Below are 24885 nucleotides of genomic sequence, written 5' to 3'. Positions count from 1 at the left end.
TTTAACGCTTGAACACGGGGTCAGATGAACGCTTTCATCTGACCCCACCTTCACATCTGACCCCGCCCTCAGAGTTACAGACGATCCTCTTCAATCATGCCCGAGAAGAACATCTCAATCCGGAAAACCACCGAAGCCTGGTCCCTGAAATCCTCCTCTCTCGGGAATTCCAGGGCCGGAATCAGCTCCGCATACAGCCAGTTGCTGTGCAGCCGGTAGCGAAAGGTCAGGTCTGCAAACGCCGAGGTGGTGCGCCAGTTTGGTTGGCTTTCGCCGAGCACCCCTAGCCGGGGCGCAATGATCAGGCGGTTATTGGTACGCTTGCGCAGGCTGAAAATCTGTGCGGCCACGAATTTGCGGTCATTGTGCACCCACTCCAGCTCGGATGACGAACTGAAATGCCAGCCGTTCCCCACCGCCCGGCCAACGCCGATCCAGGTGCGCTCGCCCCAGCCATCCTGGTGGAAATAGTAGAAGCGCTGTTGCGCGTTCAGAACCCAGTCTTCATCCAGGCGCCAGCGTTTCCCTGCCGTCGCCCGCCAGAATGCGTCCGGGGGAAGCCGAAGGCGTACACCCAGGTCATTGGAGAAATTGATCGCGTCGCCGATCTGGGTGAGGTAGCGAAATGCACCGGTGGCCTGGGTATCAGACCGTTGGGTTTCGATCAGTTGCCGGTTGCGTTGGCGCTCTGCCAGTGGAATCAGATCCTCGCTTTCGCTCTCAATTACCAGTCGAAGTTTCTTCTTGGTCGTCGGAATATCCAGCCGGAACCGCGCTTCCGGCTCAAACTGCGCCAGATTGCCATACTCGGATTCGGTGGCAAAGCCGATCCGCAGATAGCTTTCATTGTTGGGAAGGCTCTGCTCAGTGCCGGAGAGCGTGCGATCCGCCCACTGGCCAAGCGATTGCACCCTCGGCCCCTGGATGCGCTCCTGGCGCAGAACCCAGTTGCTGAATTTCAGCCAGTAGGAATCCCGGGGCTGCGCCCAGTACTCAGCCGGCTCAAAGGTATAAAACCCGATGGGAAGCCGCTCAGGCGAGAGCAACTCGGCCACAGACGGCTGCGGAACCTCCGCTTCCGGCTCGATGCTGTAGCCTGGAGAAGGGAACATCAGGGTAAGCGCGGCGGCAAAACCGGCAAGCCGGCAGCGAGACGAACAGTCAGCCAAAGTCCACCAAAAATTGCTCATGTAGCTCCCGCACCTGGCTCACCACCTCATCCATTGGGCGGTTATTATCAATTATAGCGTCCGCACGCTCCAGCCGCCGCTCTCTCGGCATCTGAGCTGCAATAATCCGCTCAACCTGCTCCCGGGAGTTGGTGTCCCGGGCCATGGTCCGCTCAATCTGGACGTCCGTGGGCACATCGACAACCACAATGCGATCGACCAGTTGGTGCTGGTCGGTTTCGAGCAGAAGGGGAGATACCAGAATTACATAAGGCAGCGAATACTTGTCTCCCTCGTCACTCGCGGGAGAGGCGCCAGCAGAGGAGGGCTGTTCAAGCTGCCGAGCCAGTTCTTCCCGGATCACCGGATGCAAAAGCCTCTCCAGCCAGGCCCGCTCCTCAGGATTCTCAAAAACAATCCCCCGAAGCCGCCCCCGATCCAAAGCGCCCTCGGAAGTAAGAATCCCCTCCCCAAAATGCTCCGCAATCCGCGCCAGCGCAGGCGCCCCCGGCTCAACCACTTCCCGGGCCACATCATCCGCATCCACCCAGTGCACGCCGAGACCGCCAAAAAGGCGGGCCACAGTCGATTTGCCGGAACCAATTCCGCCGGTCAGGCCAACAATGCTTAGGCCCGACGGGGTCAGACCAAAATCGCGAAGCGCTTTTGCTCTGACCCCATTTTCACCCGCACCATTTTCACCTGACCCCACCATCAAACCCCCAAAAACCCAAACCAGAACGCCTGAATTTCGCGACCAAACCACAAACAAATCAACCCGGCCGTCGCCAGATAAGGCCCAAACGGAATCGGCACCTCCCGCCCATGTTTCTTGAACACCATCAGGCTGATGCCGACAACCGCGCCAACCACCGACGACAGCAGAATCACCGCCGGCAACAACTGCCAGCCCAACCAGGCGCCCAGCGCGGCCAGTAGCTTGAAGTCCCCATGCCCCATGCCTTCCTTGCCAGTCACCAGTTTGAACAGCCAGTAAACCGACCAGAGCGAAAGATAACCCGCCACCGCACCCCAGAAGGCACTGGTAAAGTCCGTCAGCACACCAAAATAATTCAACACCAGCCCCAGCCACATCAGGGGCAGGGTAATGTTATCCGGCAGCAGTTGGGTGTCGAAATCAATCACGGTAAGGGCAACCAGAGCCCAGACCAGCAACAACGCCCAAAGCGCGGCTTCGTTGGGCCCGATAATCGCAACCGTCACCACCGAGAAAATGGCCGTCGCCGTCTCGATGATCGGATAACGGGGTGAGATAGGCGCCTTGCAGGAAGCACACTTGCCCCGCAGCAACAGCCAGCTCACCACCGGAATATTCTCCCATGCACGAATGCCATGGCCGCAGGCGGGGCAGGTGGAAGCCGGTTTCGAGAGTGTAATCCGCTCCTCCTGTTTCCGCTGTTTTTCCGGCAGCTCGAGAAACTCCTCGCACTGGCAACGCCAGTCCTGATGCATCATCTTCGGCAAACGAAGAATCACGACGTTCAGGAAGCTGCCGATGCAGAGGGAAACGAGGGTAACGGTGAGGTAAACAAGCCAGGGAGTGGCAAGAAAAGTTTCAAGAGTGAGCATCAATTATCCGGGAATCTGGCGAGCGAACCCGGGGTCAGATGAAAGTCTTCATCTGACCCCACTTTTAAACTGTGAACGCGGGCTTGAACCCGGGGTCAGATGAAAGCCTTCATCTGACCCCATTTTCATCTGACCCCAACGTCACTAACCAACAACCTGACCCATCTGGAAGATCGGCAGATACATGGCAATGATCAGGCCACCCACCAGCACACCCAGAACCGCCATGATCATCGGCTCCATCAGTGCGGTGAGGTTATCCACCATATCATCCACCACGCCTTCGTAATGCTCGGCAACCTTGGCAAGCATCTCATCCAGGTTACCGGATTCCTCACCAATCGCCGTCAGTTGAACCGCCATCACCGGAAAGACATCCTGCTGGCGCATGGAAGCCTGCAACTGGGTACCGCTGGAAACATCGTTCTTGATGCGGTCGATGGCATCCCGGTAAACCGCGTTACCGGTGGCCCCAGCCACGGAATCAAGTGCATCTACCAGAGGGACACCGGCCGCGAAGGTGGTCGAGAGTACCCGGCCAAACTTGGCAACGGCGGATTTGTCGAGGATCTCGCCGACTATCGGTAGCTTCAAAACGTATTTATCAACCAGATCCGAAAACTTCTGGGACCGGCGAACGGCCTCCTTGAACAGGAAGATGGTACCGACGATTCCCAGAAGAACCACAAACCACCATTTCTGCATCCACTCAGACAAGTTGACGACCATCTGGGTAAACACCGGTAATTCCGCCCCGAAGCCGTGAAACAGGCTCTCAAACTGCGGCACAACTTTCACCAGCAGAATGGCTGTAACAATAATCGCCACAACAACAACCGCAATGGGGTAGGTCATTGCTTTTTTGACTTTCTTCTTGAGAATTTCGGTTTTCTCAAGATAGGTGGCGATCCTGTCCAGCATCGTCTCAAGGGCACCGGCTTTCTCGCCCGAGTCCACCAGGTTGCAGTACAGATTGTCGAAGTGCTTGGGATGCCTTCGAAGCGCCCCGGCAAAACTGGTACCCGAAGAAATATCATTCCGGATACTCATCACCAGCTCCTGAAGCCCTCTGTTCTCCAGGCCATCGGCAACGATGTCAAAACTCTGCACCAGAGGTACGCCCGCCTTCATCATGGTCGCCAGTTGGCGGGTCAGCATGGCGATGTCAAACGGCGTAATCTTCTTGCTGCCACCGAACAGCGGCTTGGGTTTCTTCTTCACCTTGTCCGGGATAATGCCCTGCTTGCGAAGCTGTGCCTTCACCAGCGCGAGGTTCGAGCCGGTCAGCTCACCCTTGGATTTGTTGCCCCTGCGGTCTTTCCCTTCCCAAACGTACGATTCCAGCTTCTGCGCTTTCTCTGCCATGCTTAATCCTTCGTCACGCGGTTGGCTTCCTCAAGACTGGTAACCCCCTCTATCACTTTGCGAAGAGCGGATTGCCGCAGCGTGCGGAAGCCTTCTGCCTGAGCCTGTTTTGCAATTTTGATGGAACTGGCCTCTTCCATAATCATGTTCGCCAGCTCGTCGGTAATCTTGACCACCTCGTAAATACCGACGCGGCCTTTATATCCTCCATTGCATTTATCACAGCCCTTGGGGCGGTACAACGTGAAGCCTGTATCAATTTGTTCCGGTGTGAACCCTTCCTCTACCAGAACCTCATTTGGCACCTCAAAGGGCTGTTTGCAGGCACTACACAGCCGCCGGCCAAGGCGCTGGGCAATGATCAGGCTCACCGAGGTGGCAATGTTGAACGAAGGTACCCCCATGTTCATCATCCGCGTGAGGGTTTCTGCGGCGCTGTTAGTGTGCAGGGTGGAGAGCACCAGGTGGCCTGTCTGCGCGGCCTTGATGGCAATGTTGGCGGTTTCCAGATCCCGGATCTCGCCCACCATGATCACGTCCGGGTCCTGCCGCAGGAAAGCGCGCAATGCTTCAGCAAATCCCAGGCCCACCCGGGTGTTCACGTTTACCTGGTTGATACCTTCCAGGTTGATTTCCGCCGGGTCTTCCGCCGTGGAGATGTTAATGCCCGGGGTGTTCAGAATGTTCAGGCCGGTATAGAGAGACACCGTTTTACCAGAGCCCGTGGGGCCGGTGACCAGAATCATGCCTTGCGGCTGGGCGAGGGCATCCATGAACAGCTTCTTCTGATCCTCCTCATAGCCAAGCACGTCAATGCCCAACTTGGCCTGGCTCGGGTCCAGAATCCGCAGCACGATCTTTTCGCCCCACAGCGTAGGCAAGGTGTTCACCCGGAAGTCAATCGCCTTGGTTTTGGACAGCTTCATCTTGATGCGGCCATCCTGGGGCACTCGCCGCTCGGAAATATCGAGCTGGGCCATGATTTTCACGCGGGCGGAAATCTTCGGGGCCAGTTTGATGGAGGGCCGGGAAACCTCCTTCAGAATGCCGTCGGTGCGGTACCTTACCCGGTACACCTTTTCATACGGCTCGAAATGAATATCCGAAGCCCCGCCGCGAATGGCATCCAGCAGCATCTTGTTGACATATTTAACGATCGGCGCATCGTCCACTTCATTGGCGGCGGTAACCGCGCCCTCGTCGTCCTGTTCTCCGCCTTCGGTTTCCACGCCCTCCAGGTCGGCATCGTCCAGGTCACCCATGGTGGTGTCGTGGGATTCCAGGTATTTGTCGATGGCCTCCCGAAGCTTGGCGTCGTCAACCAGAACCGCATCGGTACTCAGCCCGGTGTTGAACTTGATCTCATCCAGCGCCTGAAGATTGGTGGGGTCTGAAACCGCAATGAACAGGCGGTTTCCCCGTTTATAAAGCGGCAGGGCGTTGTGCTTGCGGATCAGCTTCTCGTCAACAATCTTCTCCGGCATCATTTCCGGCAGAAAACTGCTCAGATCAAGCACGGACACCCCGAACTCCATGGCCGCGGAAAATGCGAGCTTTGAGCTGTCCGCCAACTGGTTCTGAGTGAGGTAGGTGATCAGCGGAATCCGGTTCTGGGAAGCCTGAATGAAGGCATCTTTCGCCGTGGCCTCATCCAGCAGGCCGTCATCCACGAAACGCCTTGCCAGGCCGGTGAGCGTGATAGTGCTTTTATTGGTAGACATAAATTGAGTAAAGAACGCAGCCTAAGTAACTGAATCGGGAGTTTTGTCAATTGCAGTGAGTTTAGATGGCTGGCGCAGCTTTGGAAAGCCATCAGGGGTCATAGGGGTCAGATGAAAGCTTTCATCTGACCCCGCCTTCAGCCTTTCACCAAGCTCGCCTCCAACCCACAAATGGTGACCAAATTTGTCACCCACTGACGCCACCGGGCAGCTGAGTCAGTCAATTTCCGCACTGTGAACTGCGTCCCAAAGTGCTGCAGGGCCCTGAATTCAATCCAGAAAATATCGGAATGTTGCGAATAATCAACATTGGCATACCCAGTGCATTAGCTCCTGCAGGCTCAAATCACCGGTCACGGGGCGCGACTCCACCGGGCCCGGGCCAAAGAGAGTTGATCAACGACAAACACAGAGGTCGAATAATGAAAAACATGCAAATTAATCACGCTCAGAAGGGTTTCACCTTGATTGAACTGATGATCGTTGTTGCGATCATTGGTATTTTGGCGGCGATAGCTATTCCGGCTTATCAAGATTATACGGCTCGTGCGCAAGCGTCAGAAGCGGTTTCTCTGCTGGGTGCATTGAAAACACCGATTGTTGAATATTATCTGACGGAGGGTACTGCTCCGGCTTTGGCAGATCTGGGAAATGTAACACAGTCAGGAGAGTACGTTGCGAGTATGGCATCTGACCTGACCGATCCAGCCAAACCAGTTTACACTGCGACTTTTGCAGCTTCAGGTGTGAGCGCTGATCTCCAAAGTGAGACAGTAGACTTGACATATGACACTGCTAATAACGCCTTCACTTGTGCGCCCACAAATGCTGCGATTTCGGAACTGATGCCTACCGGATGTAAGTAAAGCATCACGTAAGAGTGATCATGGACAGGCTCTAGTCTGACCAGATCCCAAAAGGCCCGGCGGCTTCGACCTCCGGGCCTTTGTCGTTTCTGGCTTTCGGTCTCTCTGCGTCCATTTCAGTGTTATGTCCAAAAGTGTAAGAAGCGGTTCTTTAACGCCATACCGTTTATTGTTGTACTTTTTGTATGTACAATAAGAGCTATGAAAATCGAATTTGATCCAGGGAAGGATTCCATAAACACCACGAAACAGGGTGTTTCTTTGGCTGATGCTGCGATGCTCGAGTGGGACTGTTTGAGGTGAGGCTATATGCAGACAAAATCTAAATCAGGGCGGGTGTTTGAGCTGCCGTCGGATCAGGAAGAGTCTGATATTAATGCCGGCATTGCGAGAGACCCAGATACCAGGGAGCTCACAGACCAGGAGTTTCAGCAGCTTCGGCCTTTGGGGCGGCCAAAAGCTGAGGTCACTAAGGAGCGGATAACCATCCGGCTTTCACCGGAAGTCGTTGAAAAGTTCCGGGCTACTGGCAGCGGGTGGCAAACCCGTATGGATAAGGCATTGCAGGAATACCTTAAAACCCACAGCCAGTCGGATGTCGAAAGGTTGGGGTAGTGGACATGGATCATTGGATCATGGACAGGCACTAGCCTGGCCAAGAATTGGCAGCGCCTTCTCATCAATAGCGCCGCGTTTGTCACTCCGGCTGATCCGGTTTTACGATGAGATGATTCCAGTGGCAGATCGAGAATTCACCGCCCATTTGGAAGAGCTCAAGGGAGGCAATTGAGATGGCGAATTCTTTGGACGCACTGCTGGCTAATGAAAATCCAGACGTTGTCAGACGAGCGCAGATCAAAGCAGATCGCATTCTTTTGGAGATTCGACTCAGTGAAGTGCGTGCTTTGTTGCAGAAAACCCAGAAAGATATGGCGGAAGCCATGGGTGTAACCCAGCCTACGATCGCGAATATGGAAAAGGCCGGTAGAGACTTGAAGCTGTCATCCATTAAACGATACGTCGAGAGTGCGGGTGCGAAAGTCCGTTTGGATATTGAGCTTCCTGACGGGACTCATCACGCCATTCCGCTTTGAGCGTTTGGGCCACAGGCAGTGGCTACAGGCAGTATAGATAATGGACAGGCACAGCCTTGCGTCCGGCACTAGTATTATCCTCTAACGCCAGCACCAAGGCCTTTATTGTGCAGTTTTGATGCGCAAACAATATGCGCATATAATTGGTGTGCCATTTCGCGTGAGGACTGAGCCATGCAAGCTGCTGAAACTACCAAATCCATACGAAAGCCAACGAACCTGTCGCTTGATAGTGCCCTTCTCAAAGAGGCAAAAATGTTGGGAATCAATGTATCGCGGTCAGCAGAGGCAGGGATCGCGGAGGCCGTGAAGCTTCATAAGCAGAGGAAGTGGTTGAAAGATAATGCCAGGGCGCTCGCGAGCTCGAACGCATATGTTGAAGCTAACGGTCTGCCTCTCGAACGGCACCGTCAGTTCTGATGGCTCGTTTCGATATCTTTGAAAATAATGATGGGGCTGGGTATCTGCTGGACGTTCAGTCAGATCTTCTAAGTGGCTTGAACACTCGAGTTGTCGTGCCACTGCTGCCCAAGTCCTCGGCGCCGTTCCCTGCCCAGGGGCTGAATCCTGTATTTACCGTCGAGGGCCAGGAATTAGTAATGGCCACTCAGTATATGGCGGCTGTGCCTGAAGGCGAATTGCGGTTTGGAGCTGGAAGCCTTGCTGAGCAGCAAGATGAAATTTCCTCGGCGTTGGACATGCTGTTTCTGGGCTTTTGAAAATGGGGTCAGAAGAAGGCGTTCTTCTGACCCCAAGCCTGCTCGCCCAGAACTTCAGGGGATCTCCTTCACCGGCGATCTGGCGCTCAACTAGCGCGCCCAGCAGGGCTTCGCGTTTACCACCTGAATGCCGACTCTTCTAACGTGCTCGAGCAGTTCGGGGTTATCAACCTGGTGTTTCAGTGCCAGGTCCACCTTCCAGGGCAGTAACAGGTCATCAATTTCCAGCTCGATTTCATTGAACTCTGGCCACGAAAGTCCGGGTGCGGTCAGCATTAGGTCAATATCGGAGTTGTATCGATAGTTGCCTTTGGCTCGGGAGCCGTACAGGGTGACCTCTTCTATGGCAGGGTGCCTGGCGAAGAGGGATTTCAGCTCCGTCATCACATGGCTCGGTAGTCCGAACTTGTCTGCAGGCTCGGCTTGGTCAGGCAAGGCCATGTTTCTTTACCTCATCGTCCATGCGCGCTCGTAGTTTCTTGAACAGGCTGTGGTGCTGCGCGAGTATGTTATTCAGTATGGCGCGGGCGGTATCTTCGTTATAGGTGTGCGACGTGCGGTTCCGGTCTTGCAGCATTCGCATCCAGTCATCACCGTCCTCAACCAGGCCGTTGGCGAAAGCCTCGCGTATCGCGTCCCGGGAGCCGGTGATTCCAGTGTTGCCTTGCCACCGGAAATAATCCCGAATAACGTTCCAGGCCAGTTCGTAGGTATATTCAAACGCCTGAATCAGCCCTTGCTTCTCCAGATCGGACAACTCCCGTGTTTGGCACAACTGCACTGCGGAGTCCAGCTGGTTGAATGCTTTATTGAAGTTACTGAGGCGCTGGAGCCAACGAATATCCGGATCTGGCATGTTCTTTCCTCTGATAATCCATCCGCTCAAGCTTATCATGCCAAGCAGGACCGGAGCAGATTCGGCTGATGATCATGGACAGGCACCAGCCTGACTTTCATAAGCCAGCTGAAATCTGCCTGCCACCGGAGTGGTCAAAGCCCGGCAGGAAAGCCGTCTGGGCCGGCAGCTCCAGCGGCAATCCTGGCGTCATGGACGAAGCGCCATTCCCAAGCTACCCTGAATACTGAGCAAACCCGGTTACCAAATCCAAAAAGGAGACAGATTATGGAAGCCAAGCCCGCTCAATCCGAATACGATCAGGTAAGAGACGATCTGCGCATGCTCAGAGAAGACCTTGCCCGGCTCAGTAAATCGGTTGCCGACAATCAGAAGGGCAATATCAGCAGCCTGCGGGATGAGATCCGGCGGGAAAGCCGGGAAGCATTCGACCGTGTCCGCCAGACTGGCGATGAAGCGCTGAATTCTGCGCGTAACGCGGGCGAGAAGGCGGTGCACGACGTTGAGCATAAAATTGAAGAGCGCCCATTCCTCAGTATTATCATCATGTTCCTGGCGGGTTTGCTGGTCGGTAAGCTGCTAGACCGCTAACCATGCCGGATTCCGCACGTATCCAGAGCCTGTTGCGCAGGGGCGTGGCGGCCATTGTCGGAATTTTGCTGGCCGTGGCTTTGCTGACAGCACTCGTATTGGCGGGGTTTTACCTGTTGCTGCGCGCCCTGACTCTGGCGCTGATTCCCGTGTGGGGTGAACCCGCCGCACTGGCGGTGACGGGCGCTGTCTGCCTGGTGCTCGTTGTTGGTATTTTCTGGCTACTGATTCGCCCGGGGCGTGCTGCGTCCAAGCGCTCCGATCACTCTGGGAAGGAAGGTGCCTCGCCGGTGAGTCAGTTACGGAAACTTATTCGCGAAAATCCACTTGAATCGGCGATGACCGCGTTTGCCCTTGGCGTGGTTGAACAGAGCGATCCTCGCCTTCGGTCGCTGCTGCTGCAGGGTGGGATGGTGCTGATGAAGGAGGCTGAGAGCGGTTCTTCTGAGGCTGAGGGTGGTGACGTTAACGTGAAGACTTGAAGATGGGGTCAGATGAAGATTTCATCTGACCCCGACCTCGCCCTGGGGGTTACATTGCCAGGGTAGGTGGTTATAATCGCGACTGGCTCAGGATGAGCCGGAAAGTCATATTCATCTTCAGGGACCGAAGATATGCCCCAGGCAAGCGGATTGCAGTTTACCGCCCGTGTTGGCGAACTCCCCTCTGATTTACTCTCTGTGGTCGGCTTCACACTGACCGAGCGCCTCTCCGGGGTGTTCCACGGCCACCTTGAGCTGGCCAGTACCGACCCGTCGATCCAGGCACCGGAGATTCTTGAACAACCGGTGGATCTCGTTGTCTGGCAGGACGGTGCACCCCTTAGGCGCTTTACCGGCGTGGTCAACGAATTTGCCCGGGGCGACTCCGGCCACCGGCGCACCCGCTATGAACTGGTCATCCAGCCACCACTCTGGCGCCTGGGCCTGATGCACAGCAGCCGCATTTTCCAGACCCAGAGCACTGACACCATCGTGCGCACGTTGCTGGAAGAGCGCGGTATCATCGATTCGGTGTTTGATCTCAAGCGTCCCCCGGAACAGCGGGAATACTGCGTCCAGCACCGGGAAAGCGACCTGGCCTTTCTCGAACGCCTGGCCGCCGAGGAAGGCTGGCACTACCGCTACGAACACGGCAGTGTGGATGGTGAGACCCAGCCAGCGCTGGTCATCGCCGATCACCACGGCGATGCGCCGGTGCTTGAGTCGGCCCAATACAACGCCCGTGCTGGCGGCAGCAGCCAGCAACCGGCCATCTATCGCTTCCGCTATGAAGAGCGGGTACGAGTCGCCTCCGTGGCCATGAAGGATTACACCTTCCAGAATCCCGCCTACGCCCTGCTGCACGAACAAGCGGCCGGAGGATTGACCCATCGGGAAGACTACCAGCACTACGACTACCCCGGCCGCTTCAAGGCCGACGCCAGTGGTCAGCCTTTTACCGAAGCCCGGCTTCAGGCCCTGCGCAACGACGCCAGCACCGCCTCCGGTGAGAGTAACCGCCCGGACTTCAGCGCCGGCGCCAAGATTGAACTGACGGAGCACGACAGCGACGCCCTGAACCGGGAATGGCTGCTGACCGCAGTTACCCACACCGGGACCCAGCCCCAGGCCCTGGAAGAGGAGGGTGGCAGCGAACCCACCACCTATCACAATCGTTTCACGGCCATCCCCGCCGACCGCACCTGGCGCCCGCAGACTCCGCATCGCCCCCTGATGGACGGCCCGCAGATTGCCATTGTCACGGGGCCTGAAGGCGAAGAGATTCACTGCGACCAACACGGCCGGGTGAAAGTCCGCTTCCCCTGGGACAGATACAGCAAGAACGACGAACACAGCAGCGCCTGGCTCAGAGTCAGCCAGGGCTGGGCCGGTGGCCAGTATGGTTTCATGGCACTGCCAAGAATCGGCCATGAGGTGATTGTCTCATTTCTTGACGGCGACCCGGACCAACCCATCATCACCGGCCGCACCCATCACATCACCAACAAGCCGCCCTATGCGCTGCCGGAACACAAGACCCGCACCACCCTGAAAACCAAAACCCACAAGGGCGAGGGCAGCAACGAGCTTCGGTTTGAGGACGAAGCGGATCAGGAACAGATCTACGTGCATGCCCAGAAGGATCTGGACCTGCTCACCGAACACAATCGCACCGAGGTCATCAAAAACGATAGCCACCTCACTGTCGAGAACAACCGGTTCGGCCATATCAAAGGTAATGACCACTGCACCGTTGATGGAGAAAAGCGGGAATCGGTGGGCGGCGATTGCAGCCTCACCGTTAACGGCAGTCGCCACAGCAAACAGGGAAAAAACCAGCTCATCGAAGCTGGCAGCGAGATTCATCACAAGGCGGGTATGAAGATCGTTATTGAAGCCGGTGCGGAAGTGACGCTTAAAGCTGGGGGCAGCTTTGTGAAGGTGGATCCCAGTGGCGTGACGGTATCGGGGCCTTCGGTACGGATGAATTCCGGGGGTGGGCCGGGTAGTGGTAGTGGGATGGCAGATAAACTCCCGGAGCTACCTGCGGGGATTGCTGCCAATAAGGAGCGCTCGGATTCCACTCGACTTGGGACAACCAACCAACGTTACACAGGGATGAGTGCTCCACAGGTTTTGTCAGATCACTCAACATTGCTGAAGGAATCAGCCAACCAGGGAGCGTCTGTCGTTTCCGATTGCGAGTTTGATGAGAATGGACGCTGCAAACTACATCAGCACGCTTGATAGTCTGGAGTTGCTGTCCCAGGAACCCTTTCACGCAGACTATGCCATCATTGACCTGGCACTCGATGATCGGCTTCTTCAGTTTATTTATGAAGCTGACCAGCAGGGCACCGTTCAGTGGTGGAGCCTTCTGGAAAATACCCGATGGCAGGCTTCGTGGAAAACGGGGCCGGTGCTTCTGTCCTTCGGTAGTGATGGTCAATTCCTGGAAAAGCTCAAAGCGCGCTTGGTCCGGTTGCCACTTGGAGTTTTGATTGCATCACCTGGAAGCTCGAAGCAGGTTTTTGACTGGGCTCAGTGGTGGTTGCTAGGACTCGCAGAGTCGGATGAACGTCTTTTCCGCTTTTACGATCCAAGGTCTTTTCGGCCACTGCTGGCTACGCTCGCAGAGCACGCCAAGCAGTGGGTGTTTCCTGGAGCGACAATCCATTGGTATAGCGGAACGGATTGGCAGGGATACCAGTCTCCTGATCATTTGTGGAGAAGCGAACTCCCGAAACAACCTTTGCTGGTCCAGGCTGAACTCTCGGAGTTACCGGCCTTTCGATCGGCAGATCGCGCAATGGCTTATGAGAAAGTTTATCGGAACTGTCTGCCAGAAACCGGAAACCGAAGAATCTGGGTGTTGGAGCGGCTCCAGGAAGCTTCAGACCTTGGTTTTGCAACTACCTCACTACAAGAGCGCTGGTTGCGGCTTAATATTCGCATTGGCTCCAGTCTACTTGGGAAGGCGGATTTTCAAGAAATCATGAAAGCGCCGGATATGACGCCGGTGGACCGTTTGAACGCTATGGAAAGCCTATCGGAGAGCATGGATGTCACAGCATAAAATTCAGCCCGGGGAAGCCCCGTCAAATACCACCTCTTTGCCCCCGGCCCAGTCTGCCAACGATGATACGAGAGACGATCTCGAATGCTCCCAATGCTCGATCGTGTGTGAGGCGCTTGTCCATCTCACGGGCGAGGAAGAGACGGTTTATGCACCGACCAGGACCCAATTAAAAGATCTGCAGCGGGAGATTGAAACACTTAACGGGCCACTGATTGATCTGAAAGCCGCGGAAGCCGGGCCGAAAGAGAACATACCGGCGGCCCGGGAAACGGCCTGGAACAAGCTCAGAGAGTTGGGGGCGCTCCCCAGGCCGGAACACAGCTCCACCGCAAAGGAGCTGCTCAGGGACTACGAGGCTCGCTGGAGAAGAGAGCAGCGGCGGCTTGAACATCAACGCCGACGGGAAAAGCGGATTGAATATGAGATCAATCAGGTCCGGAACCAGATTCTGTTTCCGGCCAGCCAACGGACTCTGACAGATATCAGGGACCAGCTCTCAGTAAAAGTGTTTGCAACGCACTGTGCAGAACTGGAGGCGACACTGCCTGGTGTAAAGGCCAAGGTTGAGGCCCACGAACTGATCACTAATGTCAGCAAGCTAGACCTGGACGCAATGGATGAAAGGCTCAGGTTTTTTCGGGCGGCGCTGGAGGCAGAAATTCAGTTCCGGCTGGCTCAGGGTGATAACACTTTAGACGGCCAGCAAATTCGCCAGATCAGGTATGAAGCTGAAGAATTGAAAAAATACACTCGTTGGCCGGACTTCATTGCAGAGTCTGATATCCAGTCCCTGGTAAACAAGAAGAAGCGGCTGAGCAAGCTTGATGATGAGCTGATTCCATATATGGATTACGTCAGCGAATATGCCGAAAAAGTCTCCTGGGCCGTGCGGCTTTGGAATCTCATTCATCACGAAGAAGTGGAGAAACATCGTCGGGAGCAGCAAGAGCGTCGGGATTTGATCGTCGATATTGAGAGGACGATCAGGCGGCTTGTGGAAACAAGTCCTCCATCAATTGTCGAGGTTGTTGCCAAACCAAACCTTCGCTCAATGAAGGCGCGCCCCCTGGTTGAACTAAAGCACACCGGTGGCGGGGGTTACCGCTACGCCCGCCAGGAAGTTCTGAATCAATTACGCAATAACTGGAAGCCGTTGAAGGCGTCGGATGTTCGTGCAGTGATGAGGGCTGCCGACTTTGAGCGAGCCTGGGGCGAGGCGAAGGAGGCGCTGAAGAATAATCGATCACTAAAGTTGAAGTTCGCCGAATGGAAGAGCAAAGAGGACAATTTCTTCAACCAGTTGGAAATCGAATTATTTAAGAAAGAAATTTCGACCGAAGATGGGCGCTTCGCAGCAAGTGCAGAAGCCCAGATGTTCCGGTTTGCAGCGCAGTGCAGCCTGGAGGCCAATTACGATCCCCGGAAGGGGGAGGCCTACATCGGCACTCAAATGCAGGGTGCTTACAGTTTGCTGCAGGGAGAGGCAACCTTTGCCGCCCGGATACCGGATGAAACCGGAGCAAAGGTAGTCCTCGAATACGAGGATTATCAGGGAAATCAGAAAAGGCTTCATTGTGGTTACTTCAGGGCCGATGCGGAGTACCGAATTCAGGGGTTCGCGGGCGCCTGTCTTTCGCTTTCTGCAAATGCAAGGTTATCCAGCGCGCCCGGGGAGGTTGGTGTCTCCGGAGAGACGAATGGAGAGGCGTTTGCCGGAGCGACATTGAGTAATGAGGCCAGATTTGGGATCAAGTGGAAGGCGGCTTATCAAGATGAGGAGAAGACGACTTCAGAGGTCACAGATAGTCAGCGTAATGTAGATTCAGATTTTCGATCTTTGTTGGAGGTTAAACCTGAATTCGCCATATCAACCGGGATAGGAGCCGGTTTCGACTATCGGGTTTTTCTTGTTGACGGCAAATTGCACATGACTCTGAAGGGGCGCCTCGTAATCGGACCCGGCGGAGGTGGTGGGGTTGCGGCAGAACTGAATGGGGAGCAGATTTGGGAATTGGCGAAATTCGTTCGGTGGTCTCTAGAACGTAGTGATTTCCGATTTTTGGATTGGATTGATCGAGGGGCATTCGCACAGCTTGAGCTTTTGCTCAAAACGTTTGTCTTCACGAGTACGGATTTCTCGGAGATCGTCGAACAAGGGTTGGATAAAATCGAGAGTTTCTGGCAACGTTTAAGCTCGCCAGATACAAACCTGAAGAATGTTGCAGCACGTGTCATAGATAGCGAAAACGTCTCTGACCTCACGCCTGGTGCTAAGGCTGATATTTTGGCCATTCTCGTGAGAGATGGAGCTGGTTCTTTTAGCTTTGATGACCCCTACCGAAAAGTGGCAGATCAAGCGGCCATGAAAGTTGTAAGCTCTGTAAAGAGTCAAAGGGAGTTGATAGAAATATTGAAGCTTATGGGGAACGGCGCTCAACAAAAAGGCAGCTTTCAGGACCTAAAGAAGAATTACGTTAAACTATTTGTGCAGCGCCTGTTTCGATCAGAGCATGCTCTGACAGCTGAAAGATGGTTGTCTGATTTATATGCCGCCCCAGTCGCTTAATCTGGATCCTTTTTAATTCATCGCGCACCTGAACCCTCTGGTTTCTGCAGCCAGGGTTTCCGAACCTTTTTGACGGCTAACAGTAGTGTTTCCTTCAAAATCGTGAAAGTTGCCGCCACGAACGACACGGTAGAGTTCTCCGTCAAAGATATCTTTCTGGCCCTCGTCTGGGCCTCTGGGGTTCTTTGTCGGGGACCGTTCATAATAGTCCTTGAGATATTTGTCGTTTACCCATTCACTCACGTTGCCGGACATGTCGTACAAACCGATTGCGTTTGGCGGAAATGTCCCCGGTTTTAGGGGTAGCATTCCTTCAAACGGGTGACCATCTCGTTCAAATAGGTCCGGGCCAGGGGCCATCGTCTTATTTGGTATTGCTTGGCCTTCCAAGGTCGCGTATTTAGTCAGTTTTCCCCGTGAACGAGCTGCAAACTCCCACTGTGCTTCCGTGGGCAATGACGTTTTTACTTCCGTCTCCTGTTTCAACCATTGGCAAAACGCCTTTGCATCTCTCCATGATGCAATTGCCGGCAAACCATCCGAGAATCTCTTCGGGGTTTCATCACGCATTTGCTCATAACGGGTATCTGAGGGTTCATGCCCCGTAACTGCCATAAACAACTCAAAATCCCCTTGTGTTACTTCGTACTTCTGAATATAGAAATCATCCAGAATCACTTTATGGGGCGGCCAGCTGTCCCTGCTTCCATCCCACCCCCCGGGATTCCCCATCATAAACTCCCCACCTTCGACAAAAACCATGGCATCCATCTGCCGTTGAACCATGTCTTCAGCCTGGGATTCGTAATAAAGGTTGCAGCCTGATAGGGCAGAAGTAACAACAAGGGAAGAAAAAACGAGGAAACGCATGCTTGCTCCGTGCATTGGGATTAACACTCCATGTGTTGGCTTCATTCTACCAATTCGCGTGATGTAACAGAATTACCGTAGAGACAGTTTGTGCTCATTGGTCGAGACAGGTCTCACTTTGTGCCTTTCAAGCCCTTCCGTTTCGAGTATAATTTCAGCTCCCGAAAACAGGGCGTTTTCGGGCAAGGAAGAAACAAACCTTCAAAGGAATGACTATGAAAACCTTCAATACGCTGCGGGTGATTTTTGCGCTCGTGGGTGTCGGCATGCTTGTCGGCGCCTTTTTCTCTTTCCAGAGCACTTCAACCTTTCTTGAAACCGCGACAGCCACGCCAGGTGTTGTCACCGATCTGATTCGATCGCGCTCCAGCGATTCAAATGCCTATTATCCACTCGTCCGCTTTGAAGACGAGCAGGGCAGGCTCACTGAGTTTCTCTCGTCCAGCGGCAGTAATCCGCCCAGCTACAGCCGCGGGGAGACGGTGCGTGTGTTGTTCATGCCTGGCGATGCTGAGTCGGCAAGAATCGACGGATTCTTTTCGCTGTGGGGGGCGACCCTGATCGTAGGCGTATTGGGCGGTGTTTTCTTCATGATCGGAGCAGGAATGTTTGTTGTGTCCGCTGTCAGAAACAGTGGGGCGGCCAAACTTCGAAAAACCGGACAGCTGGTTCAGGGCATGTTTCAAGGCGTCGAGAAAAACCAGATGATCGTAATGAACGGCAAAAGTCCCTATCAGATCGTCTGCCAGTGGCAGAATCCGGTCACGTCCGATATCCATGTCTTCAGAAGCGGCAACCTCTGGTTTGACCCGTCGGAGCATATCCAGAGGGAGTCGATACCGGTCTACATCAACCCGGAAAATCCCAAACGCTACTGGGTCGATACCTCCTTCTTGCCGAGGATCGCTGCTTGAGCTCGCGGGTACACCTCTGAAAGTGAGCCGGCAAGCATAATGGATACCCGCAAGACGCACTGACACGTTGCGGAAACTCACCTATCCTCTTTGGAGACCTTACATTCAGTAGCCAGGGAGGATCGTCTGCCCATGATCCCGAATACCATGAAAGCCATGGTTCTCACCGGTCACGGTGATATCGACAAACTCGAATATCAGGACGTGTCTGTACCCAGGCCCGGGGCTGGCGAGGTGCTTGTTCAGGTGACGGCTACGGCGAAGAACAACACCGACCGCAAAGCGCGGGAAGGGCTTTACCCTACCAAAAAAGGCGAAATGACATCCTTCCAGATGGGTGGCAAGCCCACGCTGGTTTTCCCGCGGATACAGGGCGCGGATATTGCCGGGCGTGTCGTGGCCGTTGGTGATGGTGTGGATGAGTCCCGCATTGGCGAACGTGGCCTGCTGGACTTCAACATCTACGCCAATGACCGGCGAGACATCAATCTCACTCCCGATTACTTCGGCCATGGGGCAGACGGCGGTTACGCCGAGTACGTTGTGCTTCCGGCGGATCAGTTTTATCACATTCCCAACCCGGAACTGGCGGATGCCGAAGTCGCGTCCATGGGCATGTGCTCCTATCAGACCGCCATGCATATGCTCACTTCCGCCAACATCAAGGCTGGCGAACGGGTGCTGGTTACCGGTGCCAGTGGCGGCGTTGGCACGGCGCTGATCCAGCTCTGCCGGATCATGGGGGCCATTCCCTACGCCCTGAGCAAACAGGACAAGGCCGAACCACTACTGAAGCTGGGCGCCGAGGCGGTGCTGGACCGCTCCGACATGACCACCTTTGTGGAGCGGGTCAGGGCGGAAACCGGCGGCAAACCCATTGATGCGGTGATGGATCTGGTCGGCGGTGAAATGACCGATGTGTTCATCGACACCATGATCTTTGATATGAACGCCCGCAGCAGCTATCCCCGCCTGAGTATTGCCGGCGCCAGTGGCGGTAATATCAGCGAAATCCTGTGGACCCGGATCTACCTGTACCAGGTACAGATTTTTGGCGTATCCCATGGTACCCGTGAGGAAGCGGAGCAACTGATGGCCTGGATCCGGGGCGGGCAGTTGAAACCCGTTCTGCACGGTGCCTTCAAACTTTCTGATCTGCACAGGGCGGAGCATTACTTTATGAACCGGGGTAGCAATTATCTCGGCAAGATCGTGATTGTTCCCGACTCACAATGGGAAGAACATGGCCAACCCTGGTCTCTGGAGAGCGCCTGATGAAACCGGAACTGACCATTCAGCTGATGGATACCCATGCCGGAGGTGATGTCAGCCGTATCGTGACGGGTGGTATTGATCGGTTACCCGGCGACACCGTGCGGGCCCAGATGGAATACCTGCGTGATGATGCCGATGGCCTGCGCAGGCTTTTGCTGGAGGAGCCTTACGGCGTGCCGGAAATGTCGGTGGATTTGCTGGTGCCGCCTACGGACCCCCGGGCCGCGGCCGGTTATATCATCATGGAGGTGATGGGGTACCCGATCTACTCCGGCTCCAACACCATCTGCACGGCCACCGCAGTGCTGGAATCGGGCATCGTGCCGAAGCAGGAAGGCAAACAGAACTTTATCCTGGAGTCTCCCGCTGGCCTGGTGCAGATCGAGGCGACTGTGCACGACGGCGTGGTGGAGGCCATCACCTGTGAAGGCCTGCCCAGTTATATCCATACCTACAAAGCGAGCATTGATGTGCCTTCGCTGGGTGAGATCACCTACAGCGTGGCCTACAGTGGCGGCTTTTATGCGTTGGTGGATGCGGCCAGCATGGGGTTTGATCTGACCCTGGACGAAGAACGCAAGCTGGCAGAAGCCGCCCACGCCATTGTTGAGGCCATTCAGGCCGAACGGGGCTTCTCCCATTACACCCTGGGCGATGTCGGCCCGCTGCCGTTCTTGCATTTCATGGGGCCGGTGGAGCATGTGGCGGACGGCTATTATCGCTCCCGCTCCGCCACCTATGTGCACCCGGGCGTTATCTGCCGGAGCACCACGGGTACCGGCACCTCGGCGCGGCTGGCGTTGATGAACTACGAGGGCAGTATCCGGCCCGGCGATAAACTGGAAACCGTATCACTGAGAGAAACCGGGTTTATCGGCGAATTTACCTCGGTGGAGGATGAGGGCGAGTACCAGGTGATCAGGAACAGCATTACCGGAAAGGGCTATGTCATCGCCCGGTCAGACATCGTTGTAAACTGTGATGACCCCATGGTGGAGTGCGGTTCCTTGCACCATATCCTGTCCAGTCGTCGCCCGGGCAAGATCACGCCACAATCCTGATTCCCCTGCCAGGCGCCGTCGACCGCGGCGCCCATTTTCCAGCTTATAACGCCTGCAGACTTCCTTACTATTTGGCCTAAAGTTTACCTTTACGTAAAGTGAAGCCTATGCTAAACCTTGATCCGTGCTTTCAATGATAAAAACAACAGGAGTTGAAAATGAGCCTTCCGGAATATACCGACGTTTACAACAACTTCGATCCTGCTGCTCTGGAAGCGGACATCCTGGATGGACGTCTCGATAGCGGGCTCAATGTATGCCACGAAATCTGCGACAAGTGGGCGGGTGACCCCAGCCGGGTCGCGCTCTACTACGAAAAAGAGGGGGGTGGTGACGGCACTCTCACGTTCGCCGAGCTGAAAGACGCATCGGCGCGCTTTGCCAATTACCTGAAATCCCAGGGGATCGGGAAGGGCGACCGGGTGGCTGCACTCCTGCCGCGTACCCCAGAACTTCTGATCGTTATCGCCGGTACCCTGCGCGCCGGTGCTGTCTATCAGCCCCTGTTCACGGCATTCGGTTCCGGGGCTATCGAGTACCGTTTTGAACGGGCAAGCACCAGGCTGGTCGTGACCAACCCGGAAAACTACCCCAAGCTGAACGATGTCAAGGTTTGCCCGCCGGTTGTTGGTGTCAACGCCAGTGATATCGGTGCAGCCATTCCCGATTTCGAAGAAACCCTGGCAGCCCAGTCCAGCGAATTTGAGCCTGTGATGATCAAGGGCAATGACCCGTTCCTTCAGATGTTTACTTCGGGGACCGTGGGTAAGTCCAAGGGCGTTGCCGTGCCGGCCAAGGCGCTGCTGGCGTTCTATGTGTACATGAAATACGCCATTGGCCTGCGGGACGAAGACCGGTTCTGGAACGTCGCCGACCCCGGCTGGGCCTACGGTCTGTATTATGCGGTGGTAGGGCCGCTGCTGATGGGGCACGCCACGCATTTCAACCCGGGCGGCTTCACTCCGGAAACCACTTACGACATGATCCGTAAATACCGGATCACCAACCTGGCAGCGGCGCCGACGGCCTATCGTCTGCTCAAGGCCAACGATCACGTACTGCCTGAAGGTGAGAACCTGGGCCTGCGGGTTGCCAGCAGTGCCGGCGAACCCCTCAACCCGGAGGTAGTAAACTGGATCCGCAATCGTCATTTCTGCCCGGTCAAGGATCACTATGGCCAGACCGAAACCGGCATGACCTGCTGCAACTTCCACGAACTTGCGCATCCCGTTCGCGATGGCTCCATGGGCTATGCCTCCCCCGGCCATAAAGTGGTTGCCCTGAACGAGAAGAACGAGGAAGTGGGCGCTGGCGAGGTTGGCCAGTTGGCGGTGGACGTTAAAGCCTCGCCGCTGTTCCACTTTGACGGCTACACCTGGGGTGAGAAGGATCCGTTCGTGAACGGTTACTACCTCACTGGTGACATGGTGGTCTGTCATGGCGACGGCTGCTTCTCCTTCAGCGGCCGGGATGATGACATCATCACCACCGCCGGCTACCGTGTGGGCCCGGCGGATGTTGAAAGCACGCTGCTTGAGCACGCCGCCGTGGCGGAGTCCGGTGTTGTCGGCAAACCGGATGACAAGCGTGGTTCCATCATCAAGGCGTATGTGGTGATCAAGGGCGATTATGCCGGCGGAGACGAGCAGGCCCTTAAAGACGAACTTCAGGAACTGGTGCGTCGCCGGCTGTCCACCCACGCCTTCCCCCGGGAAATCGAATTCGTTGATGAGCTGCCGAAGACGCCCAGCGGGAAAATCCAGCGGTTTGTCCTGCGTAATCAGGCCAAGGACGAAACCGGCGCATGATTATCACGTTCGAAGAGTTGCAGGCCTTCCTGGATGAGCAGTTTCCGCAGGGGGCCGCCTACGGCTCCCTGCAGAAGCTCGGGGACGGCTGGGCGGAAATGAAGCTTGAAGTGGATGAGGAGCATCTCAGGCCCGGGGGCACCGTTTCCGGACCGGCGATGATGGGGCTGGCGGATGTCACCCTGTATGCCGCGCTACTTAGCAAGATCGGCCTGGTGCCGTTGGCGGTAACCACCAATCTCAACATCAACTTCCTGCGCAAACCGGTGGCACACCAGCCGATCTGGGCCCGGGCCACGATGCTGAAGGTGGGCCGTACCATGGGTGTGGGCGAAGTGTTCGTTTACTCCGAAGGTGCGGAAGAGCCGGTGGCTCATTCCACCATGACCTACTCGATTCCTCCGAACCGGTAATCCCATGCACGTAAGAGACATGATGGTGCCGGTGGGTGACGGCGTTGAACTGGAGGTCAGGCGGATACAGCATGAGCAGCCGAAAGGGCCGGTGCTGGTGTTTCTGCATGAGTCTCTTGGCAGCATCGCGCTGTGGCGCAAGTTTCCGGAAACGCTGGCGAAAGCCACCGGCTGCGATGCGCTGATCTACAACCGGCAGGGTTATGGCCGTTCTTCCGACGAAGAGCTCCCGCGCCCGCACGATTACCTTGAGGTTGCCGGTCATCAGTGGTTGCCCCGGTTGCTGGACGCGCTTGAAATCAGGGATGTTGTGCTGATCGGCCACAGCGACGGCGGTTCCATTGCCCTGGCTGGTGCAGGCGCCATGGGGCGCCGTGTGAAGGCACTGGTGACAATGGCGGCGCATATCTACGCCGACCACCTGACCCTTGCCGGAATCGAAGAAATGGCCGTTCGCTACCGGGAGACCGATATCCGGGAGCGGCTGGCCCGCTACCACGGCCCCCGCACCGATGATCTGTTCAATGCCTGGCAGACGGTCTGGCGCGACGAGGGATTTCAGGCGTCCATGGATTTCAGCCGCTGGCTGGCGGCGATCAAATGTCCGGCTATGATCATTCAGGGGGAGAACGACGAGTACGGTGTGCCGGAGCAGGTGGCTGATATCGCGACCGGTATTGGTGCCAGTGCCCGGGAAGTCTTGCTGGAGGACGCCGGCCACTCGCCTCATCTGGAAAAAACCGACCAGGTGGTGGCTCTGATCTCGGACTTTTTGCGCAGCGAGATGGTACTGAGAAATCAGAATTAAGTATTGACGTTTACGTATACGTCAATCTAATCTGTGAAATAGATGACATGTACAACAATAACAAAGGTAGATTGGCTCATGAGTGAACAGTACGTTCTGGAGACCCGTAACCTTGTAAAGGAGTTCAAGGGCTTCGTTGCGGTCGACGACGTGAATCTGAAGATTCGTAAAGGCCATATTCATGCCCTGATCGGCCCCAATGGCGCCGGCAAAACCACGGTCTTCAACCTGCTCACCAAGTTCCTGATTCCGACCCGGGGCCAGATCCTGTTCAAGGGAAAGGACATCACACCTCTGAAATCCGCGGCCATTGCCCGTCGGGGCATTGTCCGCTCGTTCCAGATCTCCGCGGTTTTCCCTCATATGACGGCACTGGAGAACATCCGGGTGGCCCTGCAGACGGCAGAAAACAATTCCTACAGCTTCTGGAAGTCCGGGGCATCGCTGAACAAGCTGAATCAGCGTTGCATGGAGCTGCTGGATTCGGTAGGGCTTGCCGAGTTTGCCAACACCACAACCGTGGAACTGGCCTATGGCAGAAAACGGGCGCTGGAACTGGCTACCACCCTGGCCATGGAGCCCGAATTGCTGCTTCTCGACGAACCTACCCAGGGTATGGGCGGCGAAGACGTAGACAGTGTGGTGGAACTTGTCCGCAAGGCTGCTCAAGGTCGAACGGTTCTGATGGTGGAGCATAACCTCAGCGTGGTCAGCAAGCTTTGCGATCGCATTACCGTGCTGGCCCAGGGCGCGGTCCTGACCGAAGGAGAGTATGGCGAAGTGTCTGCCGACCCCAGGGTGCGAGAAGTCTACATGGGCACCGCCAAGGACAAAGCCCCTGCAGAGCAGGAGGCAACACAATGAGTCGCGGTCCGGGCGGAGAATACGAGCAGTTGCGGGTTTCCGGGCTGCATGCGTTTTATGGAGAGTCCCATATCCTGCATGGCATCGATATGGTGGTTCATCGCGGTGAGCTGGTCACCCTGCTCGGGCGCAATGGGGCCGGCCGGAGCACCACGCTCAAGGCAGTCATGAACATGGTCGGCCGCCGTACCGGTTCCATCATGATCAACGGCGAAGAGACCATGGCCTGTGCGCCGCACCATATTGCCAGGTTGGGTGTCGGGTATTGCCCTGAGCATCGGGGCATTTTTTCCGCACTCAATGTCCAGGAAAACCTCACGCTGCCACCGGTGGTGCGCAGCGGCGGCATGAGCCTGGAAGAAATCTACACCATGTTCCCCAACCTCTATGAGCGCCGATTCAGCCAGGGCACCAAGCTGTCCGGCGGCGAACAGCAGATGCTGGCCATGGCCCGGATTCTGAGAACCGGCGCCAATATGCTGCTGCTTGACGAAATCACCGAGGGGCTGGCACCGGTCATTGTCGAAAAGCTTGGCGACGTGCTGATCAAGCTCAAGAACAAGGGCCTGACCATTGTCCTGGTGGAACAGAATTTCCACTTTGCTGCGCCATTGGCCGATCGCCACTACGTGGTGCAGCACGGCCAGATTGTGGAAGAGATTAGCGCCGACGAGCTTGAAGCCAAGCAGTCGCTGCTGAACGACTATTTGGGTGTGTAGCACCGGATAGCTGAGAGCAACAACCAGAACAGCAACAACAACCCGAACAACCTAC

Annotated in this window: 26 protein-coding genes; 18 read left to right on the top strand and 8 right to left on the bottom strand. The window is 55.8% G+C overall.

Annotated elements, in window-relative coordinates; all coding sequences use genetic code 11:
* Window positions 1–74 precede the first annotated feature (74 nt).
* From msub_RS09040 to pilB, 5 genes are all read right to left on the bottom strand, one after another.
* Window positions 75–1190, bottom strand: a complete 1116-nt coding sequence (locus tag msub_RS09040) for a hypothetical protein (RefSeq protein ID WP_227506680.1) — start codon at window positions 1188–1190, stop codon at window positions 75–77.
* Entirely contained in the window at window positions 1162–1884 is a 723-nt protein-coding gene (gene coaE, locus msub_RS09035; RefSeq protein WP_082146444.1) for a dephospho-CoA kinase, read from the bottom strand. The genes msub_RS09040 and coaE overlap by 29 nt, the downstream gene beginning before the upstream one ends.
* Window positions 1884–2759, bottom strand: a complete 876-nt coding sequence (locus tag msub_RS09030) for a prepilin peptidase (RefSeq protein ID WP_048495704.1) — start codon at window positions 2757–2759, stop codon at window positions 1884–1886. The genes coaE and msub_RS09030 overlap by 1 nt, the downstream gene beginning before the upstream one ends.
* 144 nt (window positions 2760–2903) lie before the next feature.
* The gene (locus tag msub_RS09025) at window positions 2904–4124 is read right to left on the bottom strand and encodes a type II secretion system F family protein (RefSeq protein ID WP_048495703.1); all 1221 of its coding nucleotides are present in this window, start codon (window positions 4122–4124) and stop codon (window positions 2904–2906) included.
* Window positions 4125–4126: 2 nt separating this feature from the next.
* On the bottom strand, window positions 4127–5845 hold the full coding sequence (gene pilB, locus msub_RS09020; RefSeq protein WP_048495702.1) for a type IV-A pilus assembly ATPase PilB: 1719 nt from the start codon (window positions 5843–5845) through the stop codon (window positions 4127–4129).
* A gap of 422 nt (window positions 5846–6267) precedes the next feature.
* Here pilB and msub_RS09015 point away from each other — a divergent pair, with 422 nt between their 5' ends.
* From msub_RS09015 to msub_RS08995, 5 genes are all read left to right on the top strand, one after another.
* Complete coding sequence (locus msub_RS09015; protein WP_048495701.1) at window positions 6268–6711, top strand: pilin; 444 nt, start codon at window positions 6268–6270, stop codon at window positions 6709–6711.
* A gap of 309 nt (window positions 6712–7020) precedes the next feature.
* The gene (locus msub_RS09010; RefSeq protein ID WP_048495700.1) at window positions 7021–7326 is read left to right on the top strand and encodes a BrnA antitoxin family protein; all 306 of its coding nucleotides are present in this window, start codon (window positions 7021–7023) and stop codon (window positions 7324–7326) included.
* 176 nt (window positions 7327–7502) lie between these two features.
* On the top strand, window positions 7503–7805 hold the full coding sequence (locus tag msub_RS09005) for a helix-turn-helix domain-containing protein (RefSeq protein WP_048495699.1): 303 nt from the start codon (window positions 7503–7505) through the stop codon (window positions 7803–7805).
* Window positions 7806–7979: 174 nt separating this feature from the next.
* Window positions 7980–8225 carry a type II toxin-antitoxin system CcdA family antitoxin gene (locus tag msub_RS09000; RefSeq protein WP_048495698.1) on the top strand — a complete coding sequence of 82 codons (246 nt, stop codon included), beginning with the start codon at window positions 7980–7982 and terminating at the stop codon, window positions 8223–8225.
* A complete protein-coding gene (locus tag msub_RS08995; protein ID WP_048495697.1) occupies window positions 8225–8524 on the top strand; it encodes a CcdB family protein in 300 nt (99 codons plus the stop codon). Before msub_RS09000 ends, msub_RS08995 begins: the two co-directional genes overlap by 1 nt.
* Before the next feature lie 90 nt (window positions 8525–8614).
* Here msub_RS08995 and msub_RS08990 read toward each other — a convergent pair whose 3' ends face one another.
* Both msub_RS08990 and msub_RS08985 read right to left on the bottom strand, forming a co-directional pair.
* Entirely contained in the window at window positions 8615–8965 is a 351-nt protein-coding gene (locus msub_RS08990; RefSeq protein WP_048495696.1) for a nucleotidyltransferase family protein, read from the bottom strand.
* Complete coding sequence (locus msub_RS08985) at window positions 8952–9380, bottom strand: nucleotidyltransferase substrate binding protein (protein ID WP_048495695.1); 429 nt, start codon at window positions 9378–9380, stop codon at window positions 8952–8954. The genes msub_RS08990 and msub_RS08985 overlap by 14 nt, the downstream gene beginning before the upstream one ends.
* A 267-nt stretch (window positions 9381–9647) precedes the next feature.
* Here msub_RS08985 and msub_RS08980 point away from each other — a divergent pair, with 267 nt between their 5' ends.
* From msub_RS08980 to msub_RS08960, 5 genes are all read left to right on the top strand, one after another.
* On the top strand, window positions 9648–9971 hold the full coding sequence (locus msub_RS08980) for a DUF883 family protein (RefSeq protein ID WP_197083809.1): 324 nt from the start codon (window positions 9648–9650) through the stop codon (window positions 9969–9971).
* 2 nt (window positions 9972–9973) lie between these two features.
* Window positions 9974–10453 (top strand): hypothetical protein, encoded by a 480-nt coding sequence (locus msub_RS08975; protein ID WP_048495693.1) that lies wholly within the window; start codon window positions 9974–9976, stop codon window positions 10451–10453.
* A gap of 132 nt (window positions 10454–10585) precedes the next feature.
* A complete protein-coding gene (locus msub_RS08970; protein ID WP_048495692.1) occupies window positions 10586–12700 on the top strand; it encodes a type VI secretion system Vgr family protein in 2115 nt (704 codons plus the stop codon).
* Window positions 12669–13529: a DUF4123 domain-containing protein gene (locus msub_RS08965; RefSeq protein WP_048495691.1), complete on the top strand. Its 861-nt coding sequence runs from the start codon at window positions 12669–12671 to the stop codon at window positions 13527–13529. The genes msub_RS08970 and msub_RS08965 overlap by 32 nt, the downstream gene beginning before the upstream one ends.
* Window positions 13516–16098 carry a hypothetical protein gene (locus msub_RS08960; protein WP_048495690.1) on the top strand — a complete coding sequence of 861 codons (2583 nt, stop codon included), beginning with the start codon at window positions 13516–13518 and terminating at the stop codon, window positions 16096–16098. The genes msub_RS08965 and msub_RS08960 overlap by 14 nt, the downstream gene beginning before the upstream one ends.
* A gap of 12 nt (window positions 16099–16110) precedes the next feature.
* On the opposite strand, the gene msub_RS08955 is transcribed toward msub_RS08960, so the two are convergent.
* Entirely contained in the window at window positions 16111–16968 is an 858-nt protein-coding gene (locus msub_RS08955) for a formylglycine-generating enzyme family protein (protein ID WP_048495689.1), read from the bottom strand.
* Between the two features lie 215 nt (window positions 16969–17183).
* Between msub_RS08955 and msub_RS08950 the strand changes: the two genes are divergently transcribed.
* From msub_RS08950 to msub_RS08915, 8 genes are all read left to right on the top strand, one after another.
* A complete protein-coding gene (locus msub_RS08950) occupies window positions 17184–17882 on the top strand; it encodes a DUF3592 domain-containing protein (RefSeq protein ID WP_048495688.1) in 699 nt (232 codons plus the stop codon).
* A gap of 132 nt (window positions 17883–18014) precedes the next feature.
* The gene (locus msub_RS08945) at window positions 18015–19157 is read left to right on the top strand and encodes a zinc-binding dehydrogenase (RefSeq protein WP_048495687.1); all 1143 of its coding nucleotides are present in this window, start codon (window positions 18015–18017) and stop codon (window positions 19155–19157) included.
* Window positions 19157–20218 carry a proline racemase family protein gene (locus msub_RS08940; protein WP_048495686.1) on the top strand — a complete coding sequence of 354 codons (1062 nt, stop codon included), beginning with the start codon at window positions 19157–19159 and terminating at the stop codon, window positions 20216–20218. The genes msub_RS08945 and msub_RS08940 overlap by 1 nt, the downstream gene beginning before the upstream one ends.
* 158 nt (window positions 20219–20376) lie before the next feature.
* A complete protein-coding gene (locus tag msub_RS08935; protein WP_048495685.1) occupies window positions 20377–22026 on the top strand; it encodes an AMP-binding protein in 1650 nt (549 codons plus the stop codon).
* Window positions 22023–22439, top strand: a complete 417-nt coding sequence (locus msub_RS08930; protein ID WP_048495684.1) for a PaaI family thioesterase — start codon at window positions 22023–22025, stop codon at window positions 22437–22439. Before msub_RS08935 ends, msub_RS08930 begins: the two co-directional genes overlap by 4 nt.
* Before the next feature lie 4 nt (window positions 22440–22443).
* Window positions 22444–23247, top strand: a complete 804-nt coding sequence (locus tag msub_RS08925) for an alpha/beta fold hydrolase (protein WP_048495683.1) — start codon at window positions 22444–22446, stop codon at window positions 23245–23247.
* Between the two features lie 78 nt (window positions 23248–23325).
* Window positions 23326–24111, top strand: coding sequence for an ABC transporter ATP-binding protein (locus tag msub_RS08920; RefSeq protein ID WP_048495682.1), 786 nt, complete (start codon window positions 23326–23328; stop codon window positions 24109–24111).
* On the top strand, window positions 24108–24830 hold the full coding sequence (locus tag msub_RS08915; RefSeq protein ID WP_048495681.1) for an ABC transporter ATP-binding protein: 723 nt from the start codon (window positions 24108–24110) through the stop codon (window positions 24828–24830). The genes msub_RS08920 and msub_RS08915 overlap by 4 nt, the downstream gene beginning before the upstream one ends.
* Window positions 24831–24885 lie beyond the last annotated feature (55 nt).

The organism is Marinobacter subterrani, from assembly GCF_001045555.1.
GTDB classification, from domain to species: Bacteria; Pseudomonadota; Gammaproteobacteria; order Pseudomonadales; family Oleiphilaceae; genus Marinobacter; species Marinobacter subterrani.
Note: the sequence above shows the minus strand (reverse complement) of the source record. Positions and strands in the feature narration are given on the sequence as shown.

Coding starts and splice junctions, on each gene's coding strand:
- msub_RS09040 (WP_227506680.1), bottom strand. CDS start 1,190: ATGAGCAATTTTTGGTGGACTTTGGCTGACTGTTCGTCTCGCTGCCGG.
- coaE (WP_082146444.1), bottom strand. CDS start 1,884: ATGGTGGGGTCAGGTGAAAATGGTGCGGGTGAAAATGGGGTCAGAGCA.
- msub_RS09030 (WP_048495704.1), bottom strand. CDS start 2,759: ATGCTCACTCTTGAAACTTTTCTTGCCACTCCCTGGCTTGTTTACCTC.
- msub_RS09025 (WP_048495703.1), bottom strand. CDS start 4,124: ATGGCAGAGAAAGCGCAGAAGCTGGAATCGTACGTTTGGGAAGGGAAA.
- pilB (WP_048495702.1), bottom strand. CDS start 5,845: ATGTCTACCAATAAAAGCACTATCACGCTCACCGGCCTGGCAAGGCGT.
- msub_RS09015 (WP_048495701.1), top strand. CDS start 6,268: ATGAAAAACATGCAAATTAATCACGCTCAGAAGGGTTTCACCTTGATT.
- msub_RS09010 (WP_048495700.1), top strand. CDS start 7,021: ATGCAGACAAAATCTAAATCAGGGCGGGTGTTTGAGCTGCCGTCGGAT.
- msub_RS09005 (WP_048495699.1), top strand. CDS start 7,503: ATGGCGAATTCTTTGGACGCACTGCTGGCTAATGAAAATCCAGACGTT.
- msub_RS09000 (WP_048495698.1), top strand. CDS start 7,980: ATGCAAGCTGCTGAAACTACCAAATCCATACGAAAGCCAACGAACCTG.
- msub_RS08995 (WP_048495697.1), top strand. CDS start 8,225: ATGGCTCGTTTCGATATCTTTGAAAATAATGATGGGGCTGGGTATCTG.
- msub_RS08990 (WP_048495696.1), bottom strand. CDS start 8,965: ATGGCCTTGCCTGACCAAGCCGAGCCTGCAGACAAGTTCGGACTACCG.
- msub_RS08985 (WP_048495695.1), bottom strand. CDS start 9,380: ATGCCAGATCCGGATATTCGTTGGCTCCAGCGCCTCAGTAACTTCAAT.
- msub_RS08980 (WP_197083809.1), top strand. CDS start 9,648: ATGGAAGCCAAGCCCGCTCAATCCGAATACGATCAGGTAAGAGACGAT.
- msub_RS08975 (WP_048495693.1), top strand. CDS start 9,974: ATGCCGGATTCCGCACGTATCCAGAGCCTGTTGCGCAGGGGCGTGGCG.
- msub_RS08970 (WP_048495692.1), top strand. CDS start 10,586: ATGCCCCAGGCAAGCGGATTGCAGTTTACCGCCCGTGTTGGCGAACTC.
- msub_RS08965 (WP_048495691.1), top strand. CDS start 12,669: ATGGACGCTGCAAACTACATCAGCACGCTTGATAGTCTGGAGTTGCTG.
- msub_RS08960 (WP_048495690.1), top strand. CDS start 13,516: ATGTCACAGCATAAAATTCAGCCCGGGGAAGCCCCGTCAAATACCACC.
- msub_RS08955 (WP_048495689.1), bottom strand. CDS start 16,968: ATGCGTTTCCTCGTTTTTTCTTCCCTTGTTGTTACTTCTGCCCTATCA.
- msub_RS08950 (WP_048495688.1), top strand. CDS start 17,184: ATGAAAACCTTCAATACGCTGCGGGTGATTTTTGCGCTCGTGGGTGTC.
- msub_RS08945 (WP_048495687.1), top strand. CDS start 18,015: ATGATCCCGAATACCATGAAAGCCATGGTTCTCACCGGTCACGGTGAT.
- msub_RS08940 (WP_048495686.1), top strand. CDS start 19,157: ATGAAACCGGAACTGACCATTCAGCTGATGGATACCCATGCCGGAGGT.
- msub_RS08935 (WP_048495685.1), top strand. CDS start 20,377: ATGAGCCTTCCGGAATATACCGACGTTTACAACAACTTCGATCCTGCT.
- msub_RS08930 (WP_048495684.1), top strand. CDS start 22,023: ATGATTATCACGTTCGAAGAGTTGCAGGCCTTCCTGGATGAGCAGTTT.
- msub_RS08925 (WP_048495683.1), top strand. CDS start 22,444: ATGCACGTAAGAGACATGATGGTGCCGGTGGGTGACGGCGTTGAACTG.
- msub_RS08920 (WP_048495682.1), top strand. CDS start 23,326: ATGAGTGAACAGTACGTTCTGGAGACCCGTAACCTTGTAAAGGAGTTC.
- msub_RS08915 (WP_048495681.1), top strand. CDS start 24,108: ATGAGTCGCGGTCCGGGCGGAGAATACGAGCAGTTGCGGGTTTCCGGG.